19 protein-coding genes and 1 pseudogene are annotated in these 25574 nt (G+C 61.9%); 19 read left to right on the plus strand and 1 reads right to left on the minus strand.

Annotated elements, in window-relative coordinates:
* Positions 1 to 57 precede the first annotated feature (57 nt).
* The 5 genes from ACA046_RS13500 to ACA046_RS13520 all read left to right on the plus strand — a co-directional run bounded on the left by ACA046_RS13500 (position 58) and on the right by ACA046_RS13520 (position 8022).
* Complete coding sequence (locus ACA046_RS13500; RefSeq protein WP_497676753.1) at positions 58 to 2595, plus strand: acyl-CoA dehydrogenase; 2538 nt, start codon at positions 58 to 60, stop codon at positions 2593 to 2595.
* 159 nt (positions 2596 to 2754) lie between these two features.
* Positions 2755 to 4098, plus strand: a complete 1344-nt coding sequence (locus ACA046_RS13505; RefSeq protein ID WP_497676754.1) for a 3-oxoacyl-ACP reductase — start codon at positions 2755 to 2757, stop codon at positions 4096 to 4098.
* Positions 4099 to 4101: 3 nt separating this feature from the next.
* Positions 4102 to 4992, plus strand: a complete 891-nt coding sequence (locus tag ACA046_RS13510) for a MaoC/PaaZ C-terminal domain-containing protein (RefSeq protein WP_497676755.1) — start codon at positions 4102 to 4104, stop codon at positions 4990 to 4992.
* Positions 4989 to 6287 carry an acetyl-CoA C-acetyltransferase gene (locus ACA046_RS13515; protein WP_497676756.1) on the plus strand — a complete coding sequence of 433 codons (1299 nt, stop codon included), beginning with the start codon at positions 4989 to 4991 and terminating at the stop codon, positions 6285 to 6287. The genes ACA046_RS13510 and ACA046_RS13515 overlap by 4 nt, the downstream gene beginning before the upstream one ends.
* 31 nt (positions 6288 to 6318) lie before the next feature.
* Complete coding sequence (locus ACA046_RS13520; protein WP_497676757.1) at positions 6319 to 8022, plus strand: AMP-binding protein; 1704 nt, start codon at positions 6319 to 6321, stop codon at positions 8020 to 8022.
* Between the two features lie 99 nt (positions 8023 to 8121).
* On the opposite strand, the gene ACA046_RS13525 is transcribed toward ACA046_RS13520, so the two are convergent.
* Positions 8122 to 9018, minus strand: coding sequence for a MurR/RpiR family transcriptional regulator (locus tag ACA046_RS13525; RefSeq protein ID WP_076016234.1), 897 nt, complete (start codon positions 9016 to 9018; stop codon positions 8122 to 8124).
* Between the two features lie 303 nt (positions 9019 to 9321).
* Here ACA046_RS13525 and ACA046_RS13530 point away from each other — a divergent pair, with 303 nt between their 5' ends.
* The 14 genes and pseudogenes from ACA046_RS13530 (at position 9322) to ACA046_RS13595 (ending at position 25395) form a co-directional block, all read left to right on the plus strand.
* A complete protein-coding gene (locus ACA046_RS13530) occupies positions 9322 to 11259 on the plus strand; it encodes a bifunctional 5-dehydro-2-deoxygluconokinase/5-dehydro-2-deoxyphosphogluconate aldolase (RefSeq protein WP_497676758.1) in 1938 nt (645 codons plus the stop codon).
* A gap of 167 nt (positions 11260 to 11426) precedes the next feature.
* Entirely contained in the window at positions 11427 to 12320 is an 894-nt protein-coding gene (gene iolE, locus ACA046_RS13535) for a myo-inosose-2 dehydratase (protein WP_497676759.1), read from the plus strand.
* Complete coding sequence (iolB, locus tag ACA046_RS13540) at positions 12317 to 13111, plus strand: 5-deoxy-glucuronate isomerase (RefSeq protein WP_003214687.1); 795 nt, start codon at positions 12317 to 12319, stop codon at positions 13109 to 13111. The genes iolE and iolB overlap by 4 nt, the downstream gene beginning before the upstream one ends.
* Positions 13112 to 13133: 22 nt before the next feature.
* Positions 13134 to 14636, plus strand: coding sequence for a CoA-acylating methylmalonate-semialdehyde dehydrogenase (locus ACA046_RS13545; protein ID WP_017479898.1), 1503 nt, complete (start codon positions 13134 to 13136; stop codon positions 14634 to 14636).
* A gap of 28 nt (positions 14637 to 14664) precedes the next feature.
* Complete coding sequence (locus tag ACA046_RS13550; RefSeq protein ID WP_421526154.1) at positions 14665 to 15480, plus strand: TIM barrel protein; 816 nt, start codon at positions 14665 to 14667, stop codon at positions 15478 to 15480.
* 10 nt (positions 15481 to 15490) lie between these two features.
* On the plus strand, positions 15491 to 17422 hold the full coding sequence (gene iolD / locus ACA046_RS13555; protein WP_497676760.1) for a 3D-(3,5/4)-trihydroxycyclohexane-1,2-dione acylhydrolase (decyclizing): 1932 nt from the start codon (positions 15491 to 15493) through the stop codon (positions 17420 to 17422).
* Positions 17423 to 17441: 19 nt separating this feature from the next.
* Positions 17442 to 18452 carry a bifunctional inositol 2-dehydrogenase/D-chiro-inositol 1-dehydrogenase gene (gene iolG / locus ACA046_RS13560; protein ID WP_167663850.1) on the plus strand — a complete coding sequence of 337 codons (1011 nt, stop codon included), beginning with the start codon at positions 17442 to 17444 and terminating at the stop codon, positions 18450 to 18452.
* A gap of 160 nt (positions 18453 to 18612) precedes the next feature.
* Positions 18613 to 19473 carry a sugar phosphate isomerase/epimerase family protein gene (locus ACA046_RS13565; protein WP_063029368.1) on the plus strand — a complete coding sequence of 287 codons (861 nt, stop codon included), beginning with the start codon at positions 18613 to 18615 and terminating at the stop codon, positions 19471 to 19473.
* Between the two features lie 67 nt (positions 19474 to 19540).
* Entirely contained in the window at positions 19541 to 20581 is a 1041-nt protein-coding gene (locus ACA046_RS13570) for a Gfo/Idh/MocA family protein (protein ID WP_497676761.1), read from the plus strand.
* 365 nt (positions 20582 to 20946) lie between these two features.
* Positions 20947 to 21882 (plus strand): sugar ABC transporter substrate-binding protein, encoded by a 936-nt coding sequence (locus ACA046_RS13575; RefSeq protein ID WP_010173158.1) that lies wholly within the window; start codon positions 20947 to 20949, stop codon positions 21880 to 21882.
* A gap of 63 nt (positions 21883 to 21945) precedes the next feature.
* On the plus strand, positions 21946 to 23499 hold the full coding sequence (locus ACA046_RS13580) for a sugar ABC transporter ATP-binding protein (protein WP_459028452.1): 1554 nt from the start codon (positions 21946 to 21948) through the stop codon (positions 23497 to 23499).
* 60 nt (positions 23500 to 23559) lie between these two features.
* Positions 23560 to 24597 carry an ABC transporter permease gene (locus tag ACA046_RS13585; RefSeq protein ID WP_003214704.1) on the plus strand — a complete coding sequence of 346 codons (1038 nt, stop codon included), beginning with the start codon at positions 23560 to 23562 and terminating at the stop codon, positions 24595 to 24597.
* Positions 24598 to 24615: 18 nt separating this feature from the next.
* Positions 24616 to 24705 (plus strand): annotated as a pseudogene (locus ACA046_RS13590) (outer membrane lipoprotein carrier protein LolA); the annotation flags it as partial.
* A gap of 285 nt (positions 24706 to 24990) precedes the next feature.
* Complete coding sequence (locus tag ACA046_RS13595; protein WP_010173153.1) at positions 24991 to 25395, plus strand: TraR/DksA family transcriptional regulator; 405 nt, start codon at positions 24991 to 24993, stop codon at positions 25393 to 25395.
* The last annotated feature ends 179 nt before the right edge of the window (positions 25396 to 25574 follow it).

Here is a 25574-nt window from a genome sequence, read left to right on the forward strand (position 1 = left end):
AGGTCATTCCGATCTGTTTGGGCGCTGGCCGTACCCTGAATCGAGTAGAGGTATCCCATGGTTATCTGGTTATTGGCGGGACTCGCAGCAGCGATTGCCCTGGCGTATCGACAAGCCGCTGCCACCTTCTGGCTGGGTGCCGGCCTGGTCTGGCTGGCGGTCGGTTACCTGTTCAGCGTGGTGGCCAGTTTCGGCGCCAGCGTGGTGGCGGTGCTGGTGGTATTGCCCGCGTTGCTACTGACGATCAAACCCCTGCGCCGCGCGCTGTTGACCAGCAAGGCCCTGGGCCTTTTCCGCAGCATCATGCCGGCGATGTCCGACACCGAGCGCGCTGCCATCGAATCCGGCACCGTGTGGTGGGACGCCGAGCTGTTCAGCGGCAAACCGCGCTGGGAGCGCCTGCTGCAAGCCGCACCGGCCAGCCTCAGCGCTGAAGAACAGGCCTTCCTCGACAACGAAGTGGAGACCCTGTGCGACATGTCCAACGACTGGGAAACCACCCAGGTCTGGCAAGACATGTCCCCCGAAGGCTGGCAGTACACCAAGGATGCCGGCTTCCTCGGCATGATCATTCCCAAGCAATACGGCGGCAAAGGCTTCTCCCACTATGCGCATTCGCAAGTGGTAATGAAGCTCTCGACCCGTTGCTCGGCGGCGGCGATTTCGGTGATGGTGCCCAACTCCCTGGGCCCGGCAGAACTGCTGCTGCACTACGGCACCGACGCCCAGCGCAACTATTACCTGCCACGCCTGGCCCGTGGCGAAGACATCCCGTGCTTCGCCCTGACCAGCCCCTATGCCGGCTCTGACGCAGGGGCAATTCCAGACCTGGGCATCGTCTGCAAGGGCCTGCACGAAGGTGAGGAAGTGCTGGGTTTCCGCGTGACCTGGGACAAGCGCTACATCACCCTCGGCCCAATCGCCACCGTGCTCGGCCTGGCATTCCGTGCCGAAGACCCAGACGGTTTGCTCGGCCAGCCCGGCTCCCTGGGCATCACCTGTGCGTTGATCCCGACCACCCATCCGGGCGTGAACAGCGGCCGGCGTCACTGGCCACTCAACGCCGTGTTCCAAAACGGCCCAACCACCGGCAAGGATGTATTTATCCCGCTGGAATGGGTAATCGGTGGCCGCGAACAAGTCGGCAATGGCTGGCGCATGTTGATGGAATGCCTGGCGGCTGGCCGGGCGATTTCCCTGCCGTCGGCCAACGTCGGCCTGGGCAAGGTGGCCGTACGCGGCACCACCGCTTATGCGGCGATGCGCAAGCAATTCGGCCTGCCCATCGGCAAGTTCGAAGGCGTGCAAGCGCCCCTGGCACGCATGGCCGGGCATCTGTATGCCTGCGACGCAGTGCGCCAGGTCTCGGTGGCGTCACTGGATGCCGGTGAAAAGCCGTCGGTGATCTCGGCCATCGCCAAATACCACGTTACTGAGCGAGCGCGGATCATCGTCAACGACGGCATGGACATCGTGGCCGGCAAGGGCATCTGCATGGGGCCCAACAACTTCCTCGCCCGGGCTTACCAGCAAAGCCCCATCGCCATCACGGTGGAAGGCGCGAACATCATGACCCGTTGCCTGATCATCTACGGCCAGGGCCTGATTCGTTGCCATCCCTATGTGTTCCGCGAGATGGAAGCGGCGCGCAACACCGACCGGCGCAAGGCCCTGGTGGATTTCGACAGCGCGATGTTCGGCCATCTGAGCTTTGTGCTGGCCAATACCGTACGTGCCGCGGTGCATTCGCTGACGGGCGGGCGGTTGATTTCCGTGCCCGGCAAAACCGATCCGGCGCTGGCGTCCTACTACCGCCAGGCCAATCGGTTGTCGGTGGTACTGGCGTTGATCTCGGACATTTCCATGGGCGTGCTGGGCGGTGCCCTCAAGCGCAAGGAAAGTATCACCGGGCGGCTGGGAGACATTCTGTCCCAGCTGTACATCCTGTCCTGCGTGCTCAAGCGCTTTGAAGATGATGGCCGGCCTCAGGCAGATTTGCCGCTGGTGCATTGGGCGGCCCAGGACGCGTTGCTGCGTGCCCATGAAGCCCTGGCTGAAGTGCTCGACAACTATCCGTCGAAAGCCGCAGCGGCGGTGGTGCGTGGCTTGACCTTCCCGTTTGGCATTCCCCTGCGCAAACCGTCGGATCGCCTGCTGGCGCAAGTGGCGGAACTGGTGCAAGTGCCGGGGGAAACCCGCGACCGCTTGCTGGGCAATTCCTACATTCCGCGGCCGGAAATCGACAAGCTTGCGTATGGCGAACTGGGCTTCCGTCTGCTGCCGCAAGTGGAACTGATCGAGGCGCGGCTCAAGGGTGCGATCAAGCAAGGCCTGATCGAACCGATGCCGATTTCCGGTGTGGCGTTTACGCCGTGGCGAGTCAAGGCGCGGGCGCTGGACCTGATCAGCGACGACGAAGACAGCTTGCTGGCGCGCTATGTGGAATACGGCGATCACGCGATCCAGGTGGACGACTTCCCGCAGGACTTCGGCTTGCTGGAAGCCTTGCAACAGCGCCAACAGGCGCTGGAACAGGCCGCCAAACCGACCGCCAAGCGCCGCGCCAACCAAAGCGAAAACGCGCCGGTCAACTGATTGGAACTGGGGGAACACGGTCAATGTGGCAGCTGGCTTGCCTGCGATAGCGTTGGTTCAGTGCCAGATGTGTTGGCTGACACACCGCAATCGCAGGCAAGCCAGCTCCCACAGGGATCGGGTTTCCATGGCAAGACCGTGTTGTGAGTGAATTTATCCATGAGTGACAGCTACCTCTCGTTCGTCAATTCCCCTTGGGGCCGCTGGCTGGCGCAGACTGCGGGCCTGCCGCAACCCCTGGCATTGCAACGCCATCGCAGCGGCCAATACGGCCTGGCCAACCCGGTGATCGTCGCCGGGGCAGGGCGCCTGACTGCTGAGATCCAGCGCATCTTCAGCGCCACCGACACGGTGCCCGCCACCGCCGCGACCCTCAAGGCACCTTCCACCGTCAAGGTCCAGGGCGCGGTGTTCGACGCCAGCGACATCGCCGACCTCAAGCAACTGGACGAGCTCTACGCATTCTTCCACGCCAACGCCAAGCGCCTGGGCCAACACGCCCGGGTGGTGGTGCTGGGAACCGCGCCGGAGTTGTGCAAGGATTTGCCCCAGGCTATCGCCCAACGCGCCCTCGAAGGCCTGGTGCGCTCACTGGCCAAGGAACTGCGCCGGGCGATCACCGTGCAGTTGATCTACGTCGCCCCGGGTGCCGAAGGTGCACTGGAAAGCAGCCTGCGGTTCTTCCTGTCGCGGCGCTCGGCCTATGTCTCGGGGCAGGTGGTGCGTCTGGAAAAACCAGTCGACACCCAAACCGAAATCAACTGGGACAAACCCCTCAGCGGCCGCCGCGCCCTGGTCACCGGCGCATCCCGTGGCATTGGCCTGGCAATCGCCCAGGTGCTGGCCCGTGACGGTGCGCAGGTGGTCTGCGTGGATGTGCCCCAAGCCCAGGAATCATTGCAACAGGCGGCCAGCAGTGTCGGTGGCAGCGCACTGGCGCTGGACATCACCGCCACCGATGCCGCGCAGCAATTGCAAGCCCATATCAGCCAACACGGCGCATTCGACGTGGTGGTGCACAACGCCGGGATCACCCGCGACAAGACCATCGCCAAGATGACCGAATCCGCGTGGCGCAGCGTACTGGCGGTGAACCTGGAAGCACCTTTGCACCTGAGCACGGCGCTGCTGGAAAGCCAGGGCCTGAAGCCGGGTGGGCGGATCGTGTGTGTCTCGTCGATTTCCGGCATTGCGGGCAACCTCGGGCAAAGCAACTACGCCACGTCCAAGGCCGGTGTGATTGGCCTGGTGCAAGGCCTGGCACCGCAAGCAGCGGCGCAGCAAGTGACCGTGAATGCGGTGGCTCCCGGTTTTATCGAAACCCAGATGACCGCGAAGATCCCGCTGATGATTCGCGAAGCGGGGCGGCGGATGAATTCCATGTCCCAAGGCGGGCAGCCTATCGACGTGGCAGAAACCATCGCCTGGCTGGCGCATCCGGCTTCCGGCGGGGTCAATGGCCAGGTGGTGCGGGTCTGCGGCCAAAGCCTGTTGGGAGCCTGACCTATGGACTATGTAACGCAGATTATCGACCCGCCGCCATCACGCTCGCGGCTGTTGCTGGACGGGGTATTGGCCCTGCGCAAACCCAAGGTGGAAGGTACGCCGACGTTACCGAAAGACCGCCTGGTACGTTCGGCCGTTGAGCTGTCTGCCCAAGGGATCGCGGCCTACGGTCGGGCCTGCGGTTTTCGCCGTGAGCAAGGCGTGCCGCTGTCCTATCCCCATGTGCTGGCGTTCCCGCTGCACCTGATGCTGCTGACCCGGCCGAGCTTCCCGTACCCGGCCAGCGGCATGGTGCATTTGGCCAATCGCATCCGTCAGCATCAACGCCTGGACGCGGGCCAGGCCCTGCGGCTGGAGGTGTACTGCGAGCGCTGGGTCGCCCATCCCAAGGGCCAGGCCCTGAGCATCGCCACCCGCGCCTACAGTGCGGGCACCCTGGTGTGGGAGAGCGACAGCCTGTACCTGCGCCGTGACGTAAAAGACCCGGTCGGCGAACCGTGGGACGACGTGCTGCCGTTGCAGGAGGAAGGTTTGCTGCGCACCCAACGCTGGGTGCTGCCGGCCGACCTCGGGCGGCGTTTCGCCAAGGTCTCGGGGGATTTCAATCCGATTCATACCTCGGTGATCGGCGCCAAACTCTTCGGCTTTCGCCGGGCCATCGCCCACGGCATGTGGACCCTTGGCCGCGCACTGGCCGCCCAGCAACCTCCGGGTGGACTGGAGCAGGCCGAAGCCCACTGCGACTTCAAGTTGCCGATCTTCCTGCCCGGCCAGGTCGCCTTGTGGAACGTCCCGCCAACCGGCGCGCGTCGTGAGTTTGAAGTGCGCAATTTCGCCGGTGACAAACCCCATATGCGTGGGCTGTTTATCTGGAATGAGAACCCTCGATGAGTGACTACAGCTTCAACCCGGCCCCGACCCGCCGCGTGGCAATTATCGGCGGCAACCGTATTCCGTTCGCTCGCTCCAACACCGTCTATGCCCATGACAGTAATCAGGATTTGCTGGTCGCTGCCCTGCAAGGCCTGGTGGATCGCTACAACCTTCACGGCCTGCGCCTGGGCGAGTTTGCCGCCGGTGCGGTGATCAAGCATTCCCGGGATTTCAACCTGGCCCGGGAAAGCCTGTTGTCCACCACGCTGTCTCCGGAAACCCCGGCCTACGACCTGCAACAAGCCTGTGGCACCGGCCTGGAGGCCGCGTTGCTGGTGGCGAACAAGATCGCCCTTGGGCAGATCGAAGTGGGCATTGCCGGTGGTTCCGACACTACGTCCGATGCGCCCATCGGCATCAACGAGTCCCTGCGTCGGACCTTGCTTTCAGCCAACCGCGCCAAGGGTAACGGCGCCAAGTTGAAGGCATTGATGAGCGTGCGCCCGTCGATGTTCTTCAAGCCGCTGCTGCCGCGCAATGGCGAGCCGCGCACTGGCCTGTCCATGGGTGAACACTGCGAAGAAATGGCCAAGCGTTGGCAGATCAAGCGCCTGGCCCAGGACGAACTGACGCTCACCAGCCACCAGCGGCTGGACGCGGCGTACAAGCAGGGTTTCTTCGATGATTTGATCAGCCCGTATCGCGGCCTGGGCCGGGACAACAACCTGCGGGCCGACACCAGCCTGGAGAAACTCGCCGGCCTGTCCCCAGCCTACGACCGCCAGAACGGCACACTCACCGCCGGTAACTCCACGCCCCTGACCGATGGCGCCTCAGTGGTGTTGCTGGCCAGCGAGGAATGGGCCGCCGAACGCGGCTTGCCGGTTTTGGCCTATTTGAGAACCGGCGAAACCGCAGCGGTGAATTTCGTCGACGGCACCGAAGGCCTGCTGATGGCCCCTGCCTACGCCGTGCCACGCATGCTCAAGCGCGAAGGCCTGACGTTTGCCGACTTCGATCTTTTCGAGATCCATGAAGCCTTCGCCGCCCAGGTGCTGTGCACCCTCAAGGCCTGGGAAGACCCGGACTACTGCCGCGACCGCCTGGGCCTCGACGCGCCGCTGGGCAGCATCGACCGCGCCAAAATGAACGTCAACGGCGGCTCCCTCGGCTGCGGTCACCCGTTCGCTGCCACTGGCGGTCGGCAGCTCGCGGCACTGGCCAAGGCCATCCACCAGCGGGGCGGCGGGCGTGGCTTGATTTCGATCTGCGCGGCGGGCGGGTTGGGCATTACCGCTATTGTCGAAAAGTAGTTCCCACCATAAAAACAACAAGGAGACTGCCATGAACGCTGTAAGCCTGGAACAGACCGAACGCCTCTGGTTGAACGCTTACCTGCCCGGCGTACCGGCAGACATTGATGCAGGCATCGAGGAGTACCCGTCGTTGCGCGAGGTGTTCCTGGAGCACCTGCACAAATTTCGCGAGCGCGTGGCCTACGTCAGCATCGGCACCGAGATGACCTACGCCGACTGGGAGGTGCAGGGCATCGCCTTTGCCGCGTGGCTGCAAGCCCAGGGCGTGAAGAAGGGCGATCGGGTGGCGCTGATGATGCCCAACTGCTTGCAATACCCGATCTGCCTGCTGGGCACGATCCTCGCGGGCGCCGTGGTGGTCAACGTCAACCCGCTGTACACCGCCCGAGAGCTGCAGCATTTGCTCAAGGACAGCGGAGCGGAGACCCTTGTGATCTTCGAAAACTTCGCCCACACCTTAGAGAAGGTGGTCGCGGCCAGCACCGTCAAACGTGTGGTGATTGCCGCTATCGGCGATTTGCTTGGCACCTTCAAGGGCGCGGCGATGAACTTCATCCTGCGCAGCGTGCAGAAGCAGGTTCCGCGCTTCAACCTGCCGGGGGCGGTGCGCTTCAACCAGGTGCTGAAGCAGGGACGCGGGCAGACCCATCTCGCGGTGCCGATGAATCGCGAAGACCTGGCCTTCCTGCAATACACCGGCGGCACCACCGGCGATGCCAAGGGCGTGATGCTCAGCCATCGCAATATTATCGCCAACCTATTGCAGGCCAAGGCGTGGGTGGGTGATCAACTCGACCAGAACCAGCAGGAAACCAACGTCACGCTGCTGCCGCTCTACCACATCTTTTCCCTGACGGTGAACTGCCTGATGTTCATGTGCCTGGGCGGGCGCAACATCCTGATCGCCAACCCGCGGGACGTGAAACGGGTGCAGATGATCCTGCGCAAGGAGCGTTTCAACGGGATTGCCGGGGTGAACACGCTGTTCAATGGCCTGCTGGAAAACAAGGAGTTCTGCGCCCGGGACTTTTCCGATTTGCGCATGGTGATTGCCGGCGGCATGGCCACCCACACCGCCGTGGCCAAGCGCTGGAAGGAAGTCACCGGCTTGCCGATCATCGAAGGCTACGGCCTCACCGAGTGCTCGCCGGTAGTGAGCATCAGCCCCATCGACATCTCACGCATGCGCGAGATGGAATTCACCGGCAGCATCGGCGTGCCGCTGCCGTCGACCTGGGTGCGGTTTGTTCGTGAAGACGGTGAACTGGCGGAGCTGGGCGAGCAGGGCGAACTGCAAGTACGCGGGCCGCAGGTGATGCAGGGTTACTGGAAGCGCCCGGCAGAAACGGCCGAGGTGCTGGATGCCGAAGGGTGGTTGTCCACCGGCGATATCGGGGTGATGAATGAGCAGGGCTTCATCCGCCTGGTGGATCGCAAGAAGGACATGATCCTGGTCTCCGGTTTTAACGTGTACCCCAACGAGATCGAAGACGTGGTGGCGCTGCATCCCGGCGTGGCGGAAGTGGCGGCGATAGGGATTGAGGATGGCGTGACCGGCGAGCGGGTGAAAATCATCGTGGTGCGCAAGGACCAAAGCTTGACCCAGGAGCAGATTCTGGCGCATTGCCGGGAATACCTGACGGGGTACAAGGTGCCGCGGTTTGTGGAGTTTCGTACGGAAGAGTTGCCGAAGACGACGGTGGGCAAGGTGTTGCGAAGGGCACTGCGCTAAATGTAGGAGCTGGCTTGCCAGCGATGACGGTGTGTCAGCCTGTACATCTGGCACTGATCCACCGCCATCGCAGGCAAGCCAGCTCCTACATGATCGCCGTCAGTCGTCGAATCCCACCTGCTCATGTATCTCATCGACCTTCAATTCCAGCCGATACGCCACGGCAATAAACAATGCCTGGCACAGGCACAGCGTCGCGCTCAATGACCTGAACGCAAACGACGAGCCTTCATTCACCAGCAACACCGTGCTCGCCCGCTTGGCCAGGGGCGACAGGTTGCTGTCGGTAATAATCAACGTCTTGGCCTGATGGTGCTGGGCAATCCGCAGGCAGTGCTGGGTTTCCTTGCCATAGGGCGTAAAGCTGATGGCAATCACCAGGTCATTCGCCCGTACGCTGCGCATCTGCTCGCGGTAGCTGCCGCCCAACCCCGACACCAGGTGAATGCGCTTGTTGGTGTGCTGCAGGTTGTACACCAGGTAATCCGCCACGGCGAACGAGCGGCGCACGCCCACCACGTAGATATTGTCGGCATTCACCACCAGGTCCACGGCCTTGTCGAAGGCCACGTCATCCAGTTCCAGCCCCAGGCGTTCGATCCCCGACAGCGTGGCATTCACGCACTCACGCGCCAGGTCGCCGCCGCTGGCTTTCTGCGACTTGTTGGCGATCATGCTGCGGATGCGCTGCTGGTAGTTCTGCACCGGCGTGGTCTTGTGGGTGTAGGCCTCGCGGAACAACGCCTGCATCTCACTGAAGCCACTGAACCCGAAACGCTGGGAAAACCGCACGATGGCCGACGGGTGCACTTCGCATTCGCGGGCAATGTCGCTGATGCGGTCGACCATGATCCGGTCGCTCTGCTGGCTCATGTAGCTGGCGATGCGCTTGAGCTGGCGCGGCAGGCTCTCGTACTCATCGGTGATCAGCTGCAACAACCGCTCGGCGTTCAGCGGTGGGCTGGCGAGTGCGTCTTCCGGGGCGCTCTGGGACATAGGGAATCCTTCTGGCTTGTTCTTATAGGGCGCGTTGAGTCGCCCCAGACAATAAGTCGATGTGCGCAAGTCTACAGGGTAGGCGCAAAAAAATACCTCGGCATCCCGCCCCACGGTGCAGCTGAAACGATGCACCGTGGCTGGAGCACGCCAATGGTGGCTTATTGGAAAATATATTCCACAAAAAATATTTATAGAATAAATATTGATTGGCGTCGCCAGACGTTCTAGTCTGCTTGCACCAAGAGCGTATGCCGCCACCACGACGGCACACGCAGGCTGATAAAAATAACAGGAGCCAGCATGGGCCAGACTCGTTTTGCCAGTGGGCGTCAATTGGATCTGATTTGCCTGGGACGCCTGGGCGTCGACCTTTACGCACAACAAGTGGGTGCACGGCTGGAGGATGTCTCAAGCTTCGCCAAGTACCTCGGCGGTTCCTCCGCCAACATCGCGTTCGGCACCGCGCGGCTGGGGCTCAAGTCGGCGATGTTGAGCCGGGTAGGGGACGACCATATGGGGCGTTTCCTGCTGGCGTCCCTGGCCCGTGAAGGTTGCGATGTCAGCGGCATCAAGGTCGACCCGGAACGCCTCACCGCCCTGGTGCTGCTGGGCCTCAAGGATCGCGAAACCTTCCCCCTGGTGTTCTACCGCGAGAACTGCGCCGACATGGCCCTGCGCGCCGAAGACATCAGCGAAGCGTTTATCGCTTCCAGCAAGGCGCTGCTGATCACCGGCACTCACTTCTCCACCGACGGCGTGTACAAGGCCAGCGTCCAGGCCCTGGACTACGCCGAGAAGCACAACGTCAAACGCGTGCTCGACATCGACTACCGCCCGGTACTCTGGGGCCTGGCCGGTAAGGCCGACGGTGAAACCCGGTTTGTGGCCGACCAGAATGTCAGCCAGCACGTGCAGAAAATCCTCCCGCGTTTTGACCTGATCGTCGGCACTGAAGAAGAATTCCTGATTGCCGGTGGCAGCGAAGATTTGCTCACTGCACTGCGCACGGTGCGTGGCCTGACTTGCGCAACCCTGGTGGTCAAGCTTGGCCCGCAGGGCTGCACGGTAATTCACGGCGACATCCCGGCCCGCCTTGAAGATGGCGCGATCTACCCTGGCGTACGGGTGGAAGTGCTCAACGTCCTGGGCGCCGGTGATGCCTTTATGTCCGGCTTCCTCAGTGGCTGGCTTGAAGACGCCAGCGACGAGCGCTGCTCCCAGCTGGCCAATGCCTGCGGCGGCCTGGTGGTGTCGCGCCATGCCTGCGCACCGGCGATGCCCACCCGCGCCGAACTCGATTACCTGTTCAACAGCCCGGTGCCGATTACGCGTCCGGACCAGGACGCGGTGTTGCAACGCCTGCACCGGGTCAGCGTGCCGCGCAAAGCCTGGAAGCAGCTGTTTGTGTTTGCCTTCGATCATCGCTGGCAGTTGGTGGAACTGGCCCAAAAAGGCGGCCAGGACCCGACGCGCATCAGCGCCCTCAAGCAACTGTTTATCCAGGCCGTGGAACGGGTTGAAAGCAAACTGGCGGAGCAGGGCATCGAGGCTGACGTCGGGATTCTGGCCGATCAACGCTTCGGCCAGGACGCGCTGAACGCCGCCAGCGGTCGCGGCTGGTGGATCGCCCGCCCCGTGGAAGTCCAGAACTCACGGCCGCTGGCCTTTGAACACGGCCGCTCGGTGGGCAGCAACCTGCTTGCCTGGCCCCAAGAGCAAATCATCAAGTGCCTGGTGCAATTCCACCCCGACGACGAGCCGCTGCTGCGCCTGGAACAGGAAGCTCAACTCAAGGCCCTGTATCAAGCGTCCCTGGTCAGCGGGCATGAGTTGCTGCTGGAAATCGTGCCGCCCAAGGACCATTCGTCCACCTATCCCGACGTGCTCTACCGCAGCCTCAAGCGCCTGTACAACCTGGGTATCTACCCGGCGTGGTGGAAGATCGAGGCGCAGTCGGCCGCAGACTGGAAAAAGCTCGACGAACTGATCCAGGAACGCGATCCCTACTGCCGGGGCGTGGTGCTGCTGGGCCTGAACGCTTCCGCCGAATGCCTGGCCGATGGCTTCCAGCAAGCCAGCCAGAGCCAGACCTGCCGTGGTTTCGCCGTGGGTCGCACGATCTTCCAGGAGCCAAGCCGAGCCTGGTTGGCGGGGGAGATTGACGATGAGGGGTTGATTCAACAAGCCCAGGGCATATTCGAACAGCTGATCAATGCCTGGCGCAGCGCCCGAAGTTAAACACCGGTCGTTGACTGGAATGCAATCCAATGTGGGAGCTGGCTTGCCTGCGATGCAGACGACTCGGTCCAACAGGTGCACCGAGGTGATGCCATCGCAGGCAAGCCAGCTCCCACATAAAGCAGATCTCACCCGCCTTAAGCTAGAAAACAATAATAGGTGCAGCCATGCCCGCTATCCGAATTGGCATCAACCCGATCTCCTGGAGCAACGACGACCTGCCGGCCCTGGGCGGCGAAACGCCGTTGAGCACGGCCCTCAGCGAAGGCAAGGACATCGGCTACGAAGGTTTCGAGCTCAACGGTAAATTCCCCAAGGACGCCAAGGGCGTTGGCGATGTCTTGCGCCCTTATGACCTGGCACTGGTCTCCGGCTGGTACTCCAGCCGCCTGGCCCGGCGCTCGGTGGCGGAAGAAATCGAAGCCATCGCCAGCCATGTGGAACTGCTGCGCGAAAATGGCGCCAGCGTGTTGGTGTATGGCGAAGTCGCCGACTCGATCCAGGGTTCACCGGTGCGCCTGATGGAACGCCCGCGTTTCCACAGCGAACAGGCCTGGCAGGAATACGCCGACAAACTCACCGAACTGGCGCGCTTCACCCTGTCCCAGGGCGTGCGCCTGGCGTACCACCACCATATGGGCGCCTACGTCGAATCCCCGGAGGACATCGACCAACTGATGCGCCGCACCGGCCCGGAAGTCGGTCTGCTGTTCGACTCGGGCCACTGCTACATGGGCGGCGGCGAACCGATCGAGGTGCTGCGCAAACACATCGACCGCATCTGCCACGTGCACTTCAAGGACGTGCGCAAGCCGGTGGTGCAACTGGCGCGCAACCAGATGTGGAGCTTCCCGGACTGCATCGTCAACGGCACCTTCACCGTGCCCGGCGACGGTGATATCGACTTCGCCGCATTGCTGGACGTGCTGCTGGCCGCCAATTACAAGGGCTGGCTGGTGGTGGAGGCGGAACAGGATCCAGCCGTGGCGCCGAGCTACATCTATGCGAAGAAAGGCTACGACACGCTGCGCGCGCTTCTCAGCGAGAGGATTGAACAATGAGCCTGTTGGTCAAAAGCAGCAAACGCGGGCAAACCATGGTCGCCCTGGAAGAAGGGCGTCTGGAATACGTGGGGTTTGCCGCCTACCGCCTGAGCCTGGGCGAAACCCTGCCCGTGACGGCCGGTGATAAAGAGCTGTGCCTGGTGCTGCTCAGCGGCCGGGTGACGATTCAGGGCGAAGGCTTCAACTGGGAAAACCTCGGTGATCGCCACTCGGTCTTCGAAGACAAATCCCCCTTTGCCGCCTACCTGCCACCGGGCACCGACGCCCAGGTCACCGCGTTGAGCGACGTACAAATCGCCGTCTGCGCCGCTCCCGGCTCAACCGACGCCGGCCTGGCCCCCCGCCTGATCCGCCCCGAGCAATGCAAGCGCAGCGTACGCGGCAAGGGCGCCAACACCCGCTATGTGTGCGACATCCTGCCCGACAGCGAACCCGCCCATTCGCTGCTGGTGGTGGAAGTGCGCACGCCCTCCGGTCACTCGTCGAGCTACCCGCCCCACAAGCACGACACCGACGACTTGCCGCACCAGAGCTTTCTCGAAGAAACCTATTACCACCAGATCAACCCGCCCCAGGGCTTTGTGTTCCAGCGCGTCTACACCGACGACCGCAGCATCGACCAGGCCATGGCCGTGGAAAATAGCGACCTGGTGGTGGTGCCCAAGGGGTATCACCCGGTCAGCGTGCCGTATGGCTACGAGTCTTACTACCTGAACGTGATGGCCGGCCCCAAGCGCGCCTGGCACTTCCATAACGACCCGCAGCACAGCTGGCTGCTGGATCTTTAAGCACTTTCGACGGAGAACAATAATGAGCAACGCCCCGGTAATCGGCCATTACATCAACGGCCAGGTGCAGGACAGCAGTAGCGAGCGCTTCAGCAATGTGTTCAACCCGGCCACCGGCGAAGTCCAGGCCCGCGTCGGGTTGGCCAGCCAGAAGACCGTCGATGAAGCCGTCGCGTCGGCACTCAAAGCCTTCCCGGCGTGGTCCGAACAATCGTCTCTGCGCCGGTCGCGGGTGTTGTTCAAATTCAAGGAACTGCTCGACCAGCACCATGACGAGCTGGCCGAAATCATCAGTCGCGAACACGGCAAAGTGTTCTCCGACGCCAAGGGCGAAGTCACTCGCGGCATTGAAATCGTCGAGTACGCCTGTGGCGCGCCGAATCTTTTGAAAACCGATTTCAGCGACAACATCGGCGGCGGCATCGACAACTGGAACCTGCGCCAGCCACTGGGTGTGTGCGCCGGCATCACCCCGTTCAACTTCCCGGTGATGGTGCCGCTGTGGATGATCCCGCTGGCCCTGGCCACCGGTAACTGCTTCATCCTCAAGCCCTCCGAGCGCGACCCGTCCGCCAGTTTGCTGATGGCCCGCCTGCTGACCGAAGCTGGGCTGCCTGACGGCGTGTTCAACGTGGTGCAGGGCGACAAAAGCGCGGTTGACGGCCTTCTGCAGCACCCGGACATCGAGGCGATTTCGTTTGTTGGCTCCACGCCGATTGCCGAGTACATCCACCAGCAGGCCACTCAGCGCGGCAAGCGTGTGCAGGCGTTGGGCGGGGCGAAGAACCATATGATCGTGATGCCGGACGCCGACCTGGATCAAGCAGCTGATGCCTTGATCGGCGCGGCTTACGGCTCGGCCGGCGAGCGCTGCATGGCGATCTCGATTGCCGTGGTGGTGGGCGATGTCGGCGACAAGCTGATCGAAAAACTGCTGCCGCGTATCGATCAGCTGAAGGTCGGCAACGGCCTGCAGAAAGACAGCGAGATGGGCCCGTTGGTCACCGCTGAACACAAGGCCAAGGTCGAAGGTTTTATCGACCAGGGCGTGGCCCAGGGCGCGAAGCTGATTGTCGACGGTCGTGGCTTCAAGGTGCCGGGCGCGGAGGGCGGTTTCTTCGTCGGCGCGACCTTGTTCGATAACGTCACCACCGAGATGAGCATCTACCAGCAAGAAATTTTTGGGCCGGTGCTGGGCATCGTGCGCGTGGCGGATTTTGCCAGCGCCGTCGCCTTGATCAACGCCCACGAGTTCGGCAACGGCGTGTCGTGCTTTACCAGCGACGGCGGCATCGCCCGTGCCTTTGCCCGCACCATCAAGGTCGGCATGGTCGGCATCAACGTGCCGATTCCGGTGCCGATGGCCTGGCATTCGTTTGGTGGCTGGAAGCGCTCGCTGTTCGGCGACCACCACGCCTACGGTGAAGAAGGCATTCGTTTCTACAGCCGCTACAAAAGCGTGATGCAACGCTGGCCCGACAGCATCGCCAAGGGCCCTGAATTCAGCATGCCAACCGCCAAGTAAATTTTTTCGAGTGTGGAGCACAACAATAATGAAGTCGCCTCTACGTTTTGCCCTGAACCGCATGGTCGCCCCCAGCCTTTCCCTGCCGGACTTTATCCAGCTGGCGGTGACCCTGAAATGCGACGCCATCGAGATCCGTAACGACCTCAAGGGCATCGAGATTGAAGACGGCACCCCCGCCAGCCGCGTGCGCGAACTGTGCGCGGTGCACGGCATCACCGTGCTGTCGATCAACGCGCTGTACCCGTTTGATGTATGGAATGACGAGCGCCGCGCCCAGGCCATCAAGTTGGCGGCCTATGCCCGCGAGAGCGGTGCGCAGGCGTTGGTGATGTGCCCGTTGAACGACCGCGCCGACCCGCGCAACGAAGCCCAGCGCGCCGCCGGTTTGCGCACGGCCTTGAGTGAACTGGCGCCGATCCTGCGGGAATACGGGATTCTCGGTTTTGTCGAACCCCTGGGGTTTGAAGAATGCTCCCTGCGCCGCAAGCGCGTGGCAGTGGATGCGATCAAGGCCATCGGCGGGCTGGATGTGTTTCGCGTGGTGCACGACACCTTCCACCACCACCTGGCCAGCGAACATGAGTTTTTCCCCGAGCTGACCGGGTTGGTGCACATCTCCGGCGTGGAAGACGCCGACGCGCCGCTGAACTCGATCCGCGACGGTCACCGTGTGCTGGTGGGCGAGGGCGATATCCTGGGCAATGCCGCGCAGATCGACACCTTGCTCAGCACCGGCTACAGCGGTTACCTGTCGTTCGAACCGTTCGCAGAAAGCGTGCACGGCCTGGCAGATATCAAGCAGGCGTTGGGGGCGAGTATCGCCCACCTGCAGAAACGATAAGGGGCACTCCATGACCACAACCCGATTGACCATGGCTCAGGCCCTGGTGAAGTTTCTGGATAACCAGTACATCGAAGTCGACGGTGTTCAAAGCAAATTTGTCGCCGGCATCTTCACGATTTTCGGCCACGGTAATGTGCTGGGCCTGGGCCAGGCCCTGGAGCAGGACAGCGGCGACCTGGTGGTGCATCAGGGCCGCAACGAGCAAGGCATGGCCCACGCGGCGATTGGTTTTGCCAAGCAGCACCTGCGCCGCAAGATCTATGCGTGTTCCTCTTCGGTAGGGCCGGGTGCGGCGAATATGTTGACTGCCGCGGCGACCGCGACCGCCAACCGGATTCCGTTGCTACTGTTGCCCGGTGATGTCTACGCCAGTCGCCAGCCCGATCCGGTGCTGCAACAGATCGAGCAGTTCCACGATCTGAGCATCAGCACCAACGACGCGTTTCGTGCGGTCAGCAAATACTGGGACCGCATCAACCGCCCGGAACAGCTGATGACGGCGGCGATCCATGCCATGCGCGTGCTCACCGACCCGGCCGAAACCGGCGCCGTGACCCTGGCGTTGCCGCAGGACGTGCAGGGTGAAGCCTGGGATTACCCGGATTACTTTCTGCAAAAACGCGTGCACCGGATCGACCGTCGCCCGGCGACCGAAGCGATGCTGGGGGATGCCGTGGCGGCGTTCAAGGGCAAGCGCAAACCGCTGATCGTGTGTGGCGGCGGGGTCAAATACTCCGGCGCGAATGCCGCGCTGCAAGCCTTTGCCGAGCGCTTCGACATTCCTTTCGCGGAAACCCAGGCGGGCAAGAGTGCGGTGGTTTCAAGCCATCCGCTGAACCTCGGCGGCCTCGGTGAAACCGGCTGCCTGGCGGCGAACCTGCTGGCACCGGAGGCCGACCTGATCATTGGTATCGGCACGCGCTATACCGATTTCACCACCTCGTCGAAGTCACTGTTCAAGCATCCTGAGGTGCAGTTTCTCAACCTGAATATCAGCCCGTGCGACGCACTGAAACTCGATGGCGTGCAGTTGCTGGCGGATGCCAAGGTTGGCCTGGAAGCACTGGCTGAAGCCTTGGGCGACTACCGTTCCAGCTGGGGCGATCAACCACGGGATGCCAAGGCGCAATTGGACGTCGAGGTCGATCGCATCTACCAGGCCGAATACCGGACTGAAAACTTCGTCCCGGAAATCAATGACCACATGGACCCGGCGGTGCTGCGTGAATTCATCGAGCTGACCGGTTCCTGCCTGACCCAAAGCCGCGTACTCGGTGTGCTGAACGAAACCCTGGCCGACGACGCAATCATCGTCGCCGCCGCCGGTAGCTTGCCCGGTGACTTGCAGCGCAGCTGGCGCAGCAAGGGCGTCAACACTTACCACGTCGAATACGGCTATTCGTGCATGGGTTACGAGGTCAACGCTGCGTTAGGCGTCAAGCTGGCCGAGCCTGAGCGCGAGGTGTACGCACTGGTGGGCGACGGCTCGTACATGATGCTGCACTCGGAGCTGGCCACCTCGATCCAGGAGCGGCGCAAGATCAACGTGGTGTTGCTGGACAACATGACCTTTGGCTGCATCAACAACCTGCAGATGGAACACGGCATGGACAGCTTCGGCACCGAGTTCCGCTTCCGCAATCCCGAGACCGGCAAGCTCGACGGCGGTTTTGTACCGGTGGACTTTGCCATGAGCGCGGCGGCCTATGGCTGCAAGACCTACAAGGTCAACACCGTGGAGCAGCTGCAGGCGGCGCTGGCCGATGCGCGCACGCAAACGGTGTCGACGCTGATTGATATCAAGGTCCTGCCGAAAACCATGATCCACAAATACCTGTCGTGGTGGCGAGTCGGTGTGGCGCAGGTGTCCACCAGCGAGCGCACCGATGCGGTGGCCAAACAACTCAATGAACGCCTGGCAAAGGCCCGGCAGTACTAATAACAAGAGGAGTGTTTTCATGTCTTTGAAGTTGGGTGTTATCGGTACTGGCGCCATCGGCCAGGATCATATTCGTCGTTGCAGCCAGACCTTGCTCAACAGCCAGGTGGTGGCCGTGACCGACATCAACCTTGAGCAGGCTGCCAAGGTCGTCTCGGACCTGAAACTCACCGCCGAGGTGTATCCGGACGGCCACGCGCTGATCAACTCGCCGCAAGTCGAGGCGGTGCTGGTGACCTCCTGGGGCCCGAGCCACGAAGAGTTCGTGCTGGCGGCAATTGCCGCCGGCAAACCGGTGTTCTGCGAGAAGCCGCTGGCGGTGACTGCCGAAGGCTGCCGCAAGATCGTCGAGGCCGAAGTGGCCCACGGCAAGCGCCTGGTGCAGGTGGGTTTCATGCGTCCGTATGACCAGGGCTATCGCGCCTTGAAAGCTGTGATCGACAGCGGCCAGATCGGCGAGCCGTTGATGCTGCACTGCGCTCACCGCAACCCGACGGTGGGTGAGAACTACAAGACCGACATGGCGATCACCGACACCTTGATCCACGAGCTGGATGTGTTGCGCTGGTTGCTGGCCGATGACTATGTGTCGGTGCAGGTGGTGTTCCCGCGTAAATCGAGCAAGGCATTGGCCCATCTGCGTGACCCGCAGATCGTGCTGCTGGAAACCGCCAAGGGCACGCGCATCGATGTGGAAGTGTTTGTGAACTGCCAGTACGGCTACGACATTCAGTGCGAAGTGGTGGGGGAGACCGGTATTGCGAAATTGCCGGAGCCGTCCCAGGTGCAGATGCGCAGCGGGGCCAAGCTGTCCAACGCGATCCTGATGGATTGGAAAGACCGGTTTATCGCGGCGTATGACGTTGAGTTGCAGGCGTTTATCGACGGCGTAAGGGCAGGGCAAGTGGGTGGGCCGTCGGCGTGGGATGGTTTTGCGGCGGCGGTGGCGGCGGATGCGTGCATTGAGGCGCAGAACAGTGGGCAGATTGTGAAGGTGGGGCTGCCAGAGCGTCCGCATTTCTACGGCTAACCACAACCCTCACTGATGGAATGCAGTCAGTGTGGGAGCGGGCTTGCTCGCGAAGGCGGCCTTTCAGTCAACATTTTCATCGACTGACCCACCGCATTCGCGAGCAAGCCCGCTCCCACATTTGACCGAGTTCCTACCTCGAATTCGGGAGATCTCAAGCATGCGCATCGCCCTAGACCCCTACATGTACCGCCACCTGCCTCTCGGCCAAATGGTCGACAAGGCCGCCGAGCTCGGCTACCAGCACATCGAACTCTCGCCCCGGGAAGACTTCCTGCCGTTCTACAAGGCCGCCCGGGTCGACCGGGCGCGCATCAAGGAATTTCGCAAAGCCCTGAGCGACGCCGGCGTGCAACTCTCGTCCCTGCTGCCCATGTACCACTGGGCCGCCGCCGACGAAGGCCTGCGGGTTGCCGCCGTACGCAACTGGAAGCGTGCGATCCAGATCGCCGTGGAAATGGACTGCGAGCTGGTCAACACCGAATTCACCGGCCAGTCCGACAACCCGCTGGTGTGCGAAAACCAGTTCATGCGTTCCATGGACGAGCTGATGCCGGAATTCGAACGCGAAGGCGTCAAGCTGGATATCCAGGCCCACCCGTACGACTTCTGCGAGCGCAACAACGAGTCGGTGGACATCATTCGCGGCCTCGACCGCGACTGGATCAACTACCTCTACGCCGCGCCGCACACCTTCTTCTACGACGACGGCAAGGGCGATATCGCATCAATGCTCAAGTACGCGGGTTCCAAGCTCAGCCACTTGATCATCGCCGACACCTACAACCACCGCGCTTCGTCGAACCTGCGTTACATCGTCAACCCGCCAGGCGTGACTGCCACCGTGCACCAGCACCTGGACATCGGCCAGGGCGAGGTCAACTGGGAGGCGTTTTTCGGCACCCTGCGGGAAATCAAGTTCGACGGCATCGCCACGGTGTCGGTGTTTGCCTGGGAAGACCGGCCGGATGAGTCCAACCGGATGATGCTGGAGCGGGTTACCCGCGAGTTGTGCTGTTAGACCGTTGTGGCTTGCCCTGTGGCGAGGGAGCAAGCTCCCTCGCCACAATTAACCAAGGAGTATTTGTATGCGAATCGGACTGGTTGGATACGGCAAAGGTGGCCGAGTATTTCATGCACCCCTGATTGCCAGCCTGCCGGGGGCGACCTTTGTCGGCGTGGTGACACGGTCACCCGAACGTCGCCAGCAACTGGCGACGGATCACCCCGGTGTGAAGGCCTTCGACAGTATCGGGCAGATCACTGAGGCCGGTGTCGACGTGCTGGTGATCTCCACCACCCTCAAGGGTCGCCCGGCCTTGGTGCTGGAGGCCATTGAACGCGGTGTGGCGGTGGTCAGCGACAAACCCTTCGCGAGCAATGCCGAACAGGCCCAGGCCTTGATTACCGCCGCCGAGCGTCAGGGCGTGCTGCTTAGCGTCTATCAGAACCGCCGCTGGGATTCGGACTTCCTGACCCTGCGCAAACTGATCGACGCCGGTGCCCTGGGGACCGTCACCCGCTTTGAATCCCGCGTGGAGCGCTACAACCCGGGCTCCGTGGGCAACGCCAGCGGCGGCGGATTCCTGCGGGACCTGGGCAGCCATCTGGTGGACCAGGCCATGCAGCTGTTCGGCCCGGTGGCCCGGGTGTTCGCGCAGTTGCACTACACCGCCGACGAGCCCAACGTGGATCACGGCTTCTTTGTATCGCTGACCCACGCCAACGGGGTGATTTCGCACCTGTGGGGCAGTGCCCTGCAAAACAGCCAGGCCCCGCGTTTTCGGGTGAACGGCACCGCCGGTTGTTACACCGTCGAAGGGCTGGACGGCCAGGAAGACGCGCTGCTGGCCGGCAAGACCCCGAAAACCGAAGGCGAGCACTGGGGCGCCGAAGAACACCGACGCTGGGGCTGGTTTGAGCAAGGTCCGGATCGTGAGCGGGTGCCGTCGGAAAAGGGTCGCTGGAATCAGTTCTACAGTCAGTTGCAAAGCGCCGTGCACGGTCATGGCGAGTTGCCAGTGAACGTCCTGGATGCGCTGGCAACCACCCGTGTACTGGACGCGGCACGCCTCAGTTCCGAGCGTCAGCAGGTGGTGGAAATGGCGGCTGTGGAGGCTCACAGATGAAAAATAGAATAAAATTCTAAAACAGGTTGATATGGAAATTATTTTCCAATAAAGTCATTCCAGGTTGCATAAAGTACGTTCGGACTCGATTCGGGCGACTCGACAAAAACAAGATCAAAACAACCAGGTACCGTCAGATGAAAATCTTCAACGCTGTACTGCGAGTTTTACGTCCTGCCCTCAAGTCTCGCGGTCTGCCCCGCGCCCGGCCGTTTTACTTCTCCCTCCTGAATGTCCTGTGCGTCGAAAGCAAGGGTTCCCTGGTGTGCTGCATTCCGGGGGCGCCGATCGTTCGACTGCCGACCGCTTCGCTCTGAAAAACGCAACGTCCACAAAACCAACAAGAAATTGGAGACAGACCGTTCATGAAGACCCCGATCCGTTTTACCGCGCTGGCCCTGTCCATGATGCTCGCCAGTGGTTTCGCCACGGCGGCCGATATCAAGGTGGGGGTGAGCATGTCGGCGTTCGATGACACCTTCCTGACTTACCTGCGCGAGGACATGGACAAGCAAGCCAAGTCCTACCCCAAGGGTGACGGCGTGCAGCTGCAGTTCGAAGACGCCCGCGCCGACGTGGTCAAGCAACTGAGCCAGGTCGAGAACTTTATCAGCCAGAAAGTCGACGCCATCATCGTCAATCCGGTCGACACGGCATCTACCGCCAACATCAGTAAAGCGGCGCTCGCGGCGGGCATTCCGCTGGTGTACGTCAACCGTCGTCCCGACCAGACGGATCTGCCCAAAGGCATCGTGGCCGTGACCTCCAATGACGTCGAGGCCGGTCGCCTGCAAATGCAGTACATCGCCGAAAAGCTCGGCGGCAAGGGCAAAATCGTGATCCTGCTGGGTGACCTGGCGAACAACTCCACCACCAACCGCACCAAGGGTGTTAAGGAAGTGCTGGCCAAGTACCCGGATATCAAGATCGAGCAGGAACAGACCGGCATCTGGCTGCGCGACAAGGGCATGACCCTGGTCAACGACTGGCTGACCCAGGGCCGCGAATTCAACGCAGTACTGGCCAACAACGATGAGATGGCGATTGGTGCGTCCATGGCGTTGAAATCGGCGGGGACCAAGCCGGGCACCGTGTTGATCGCGGGGGTGGATGGCACGCCGGACGGCCTGAACGCGATTACCAAGGGTGACATGGCCGCCTCGGCGTTCCAGGATGCCAATGGCCAGGCCGTGGGCTCGGTGGAAGCGGCACGCAAGATGGCCAGGCACGAGCCAGTCGAGCAGAACGTGGTGATCCCGTTCAAGCTGATCACCCCGGACAACGTCAAAGACTTCAAGTAGTCCTTAATAACAACAATAAACCGGCAGGGCAGCCACGGCGGCCCTGCTGACGGAGTACCCGATATGTTTGCTCAAGCGACTGCTTCCCAGCCTCCCGGTATCCAGCCCCTGGTACTGGAAGAACCCTATCTGCTGGAGATCTCCAACATCAGCAAAGGCTTTCCCGGCGTCGTGGCCCTGGCCGATGTGCAACTGCGGGTGCGCCCCGGTTCGGTGCTGGCGCTGATGGGAGAGAACGGCGCGGGCAAGTCGACGCTGATGAAGATCATCGCCGGCATCTATCAGCCCGACGCTGGTGAAATCCGCCTGCGGGGCAAGCCGATTGTGTTTGAGACACCGCTGGCGGCGCAGAAAGCCGGCATCGCGATGATCCACCAGGAACTCAACCTGATGCCGCACATGAGCATCGCCGAGAACATCTGGATCGGCCGCGAACAGCTCAACGGCCTGCACATGGTCAACCACCGGGAAATGCACCGCTGCACCGCCGAACTGCTGGCGCGGCTGCGGATCAACCTAGACCCGGAAGAACACGTCGGCAACCTGAGCATCGCCGAGCGGCAGATGGTCGAGATTGCCAAGGCCGTGTCCTATGACTCCGACATCCTGATCATGGATGAGCCCACCTCGGCGATTACCGACAAGGAAGTGGCCCACCTGTTTTCGATCATTGCCGACCTCAAGTCCCAGGGCAAAGGCATCATCTACATCACCCATAAAATGAACGAAGTGTTCGCCATCGCCGATGAGGTGGCGGTGTTCCGCGATGGTGCGTACATCGGCCTGCAACGGGCCGACAGCATGGACAGCGACAGCCTGATCTCGATGATGGTGGGGCGTGAGCTGAGCCAGCTGTTCCCGGTGCGCGACAAACCCATCGGTAATCTGCTGCTGTCGGTGCGCGACCTGCGCCTGGACGGGGTGTTCCAAGGCGTGTCGTTTGACCTGCACGCCGGGGAGATTCTCGGCATCGCCGGGTTGATGGGCTCCGGTCGTACCAATGTGGCCGAAACCATTTTTGGCATCACTCCAAGCTCCGGTGGCGAGATCCAGCTGGACGGCAAGACCGTGCGCATCACCGACCCACACATGGCCATTGAGAAGGGCTTCGCGCTGCTGACCGAAGACCGCAAGCTCAGTGGTCTGTTCCCGTGCCTGTCGGTCCTGGAAAACATGGAGATGGCCGTGCTGCCGCTTTACTCCGGCAACGGCTTCATCCAGCAAAAAGCCCTGCGGGCCCTGTGCGAAGACATGTGCACCAAGCTGCGGGTGAAAACCCCGTCGCTGGAGCAGTGCATCGACACCTTGTCCGGTGGCAACCAGCAAAAAGCCCTGTTGGCCCGCTGGCTGATGACCAACCCGCGGCTGCTGATCCTCGACGAACCCACTCGCGGTATCGACGTGGGGGCCAAGGCCGAGATCTACCGGCTGATTTCCTACCTGGCCAGCGAAGGCATGGCCGTGATCATGATTTCCTCGGAGCTGCCGGAGGTGCTGGGCATGAGCGACCGGGTGATGGTGATGCACGAAGGCGAACTGATGGGCACCCTGGACCGCGCCGACGCGACCCAGGAAAAAGTCATGCAACTGGCTTCCGGTATGACGGCGGTCCACTAACGAACAGACGGCGCCGGCCCGTTGCGGCCGGCGCAATGCGATAAAAAAAGGTGAGTGGTTATGAACGCGATACTGGAAAGCAAACCCGAGGAAAAGAAGCCCGCCGCGGCGCCGGTCAAGCACCGTCGACGCATGCCCACCGAGCTGAGCATCCTGCTGGTGCTGATTGGCATCGGCCTGGTGTTTGAGTTGTTCGGCTGGATCGTGCGCGACCAGAGCTTCCTGATGAACTCCCAGCGCCTGGTGTTGATGATCCTGCAAGTGTCGATCATCGGCCTGCTGGCAATTGGCGTGACCCAGGTAATCATCACCACCGGGATTGACTTGTCCTCGGGATCGGTACTGGCCCTGTCGGCGATGATCGCTGCCAGTCTGGCGCAGACTTCCGACTTTTCCCGTGCGGTGTTTCCGTCATTGACTGACCTGCCGGTGTGGATACCGGTGGCGATGGGGCTGGGTGTCGGGCTGCTGGCGGGGGCAATCAACGGCAGCATTATTGCGGTCACCGGGATTCCACCGTTTATTGCGACCCTCGGCATGATGGTCTCGGCCCGTGGCCTGGCGCGTTACTACACCGAAGGCCAGCCGGTGAGCATGCTCTCGGATTCCTACACGGCGATTGGCCATGGCGCGATGCCGGTGGTGATCTTCCTGGTGGTGGCGGTGATCTTCCATATTGCCCTGCGCTACACCAAATACGGCAAATACACCTACGCCATCGGCGGCAACATGCAGGCGGCGCGCACCTCGGGGATCAACGTCAAGCGCCACCTGATCATCGTCTACAGCATCGCCGGCTTGCTGGCCGGCCTGGCCGGTGTAGTGGCCTCGGCGCGGGCAGCCACCGGACAGGCGGGCATGGGCATGTCCTATGAGCTGGACGCGATTGCCGCCGCGGTGATCGGCGGCACCAGCCTGGCAGGCGGAGTAGGGCGCATCACCGGAACCGTGATCGGCGCGCTGATTCTCGGGGTGATGGCCAGCGGGTTTACCTTCGTCGGCGTGGATGCGTACATCCAGGACATCATCAAGGGCCTGATCATCGTGGTGGCGGTGGTGATCGACCAGTATCGCAACAAGCGCAAACTCAAGCGCTAACGCCCTGTAGGAGCGAGCTTGCTCGCGAAAGACGTCAACGATAACGCGCGTAGCCTGACGAAACGCGGTGTCTTGAAGTTCTTCGCGAGCAAGCTCGCTCCTACAGTGGTTTAACCGTTTGTCTTCTATATAGCTCCACAACACTGAATTTCTTGCTATAAACGCACTCCGATGACCGTTCGCCGAGCCCGTCCTGGTGCCTTTGCGGGTTATCTTGGAAAAAATGCCTGTCATTTCAGTTGCTGAGCCCTCAAGTCGGCCTTAGACTGCCGCCCCTCGTAAATTGAGTGCCGGGTGGCGCTTGAAATGGACGGCGCCTTTCCGAGACCTGCTGAGGTCGGCCGGAACGCTCCCTTATTCGCCTTAATGCACGTATTTTTTATAGAGAAATCAATGACAAAGGAAAAGTTGCTGGCCATGCCGGCGGATGACTACATGAATGCCGAGCAGCACGCTTTTTTCGAGCAGTTGTTGCAAGACATGAAAGTGGAACACCACGAGCGCATCGAGCAGAACCGCATCGCCATCGAAAGCCTGGACACCCCGGCTGACCCGGCTGACGCCGCTTCTGTCGAAGAAGAGCGCACCTGGCTGGTGAATGCCATCGACCGCGACCAGCGCATGCTGCCGCAACTTGAGCAGGCCCTGGGCCGTATCAAGGAAGACTCCTTCGGCTGGTGCGATGACAGCGGCGAGCCTATCGGCCTCAAGCGCCTGCTGATCAGCCCGACCACCAAGTACTGCATCGAAGCCCAAGAGCGCCACGAGCAAATCGACAAGCACCAGCGCCAAGCCTGATGCCGCCCGTGTAGGAGCGAGCTTGCTCGCGAAGGTCGTTAACGATAACGCGGGAAACCTGATACCCAACGGTGCTCTCAGGTTCTTCGCGAGCACGTTCGCTCCTGCATAGATTTCGCCCGTGTTACCCCCGTTTATTGATCTGCTGCAAGCCCCCCACTAAAGGCCCATGGATAATG

It is taken from the genome of Pseudomonas sp. LBUM1641 (genome assembly GCF_059716235.1).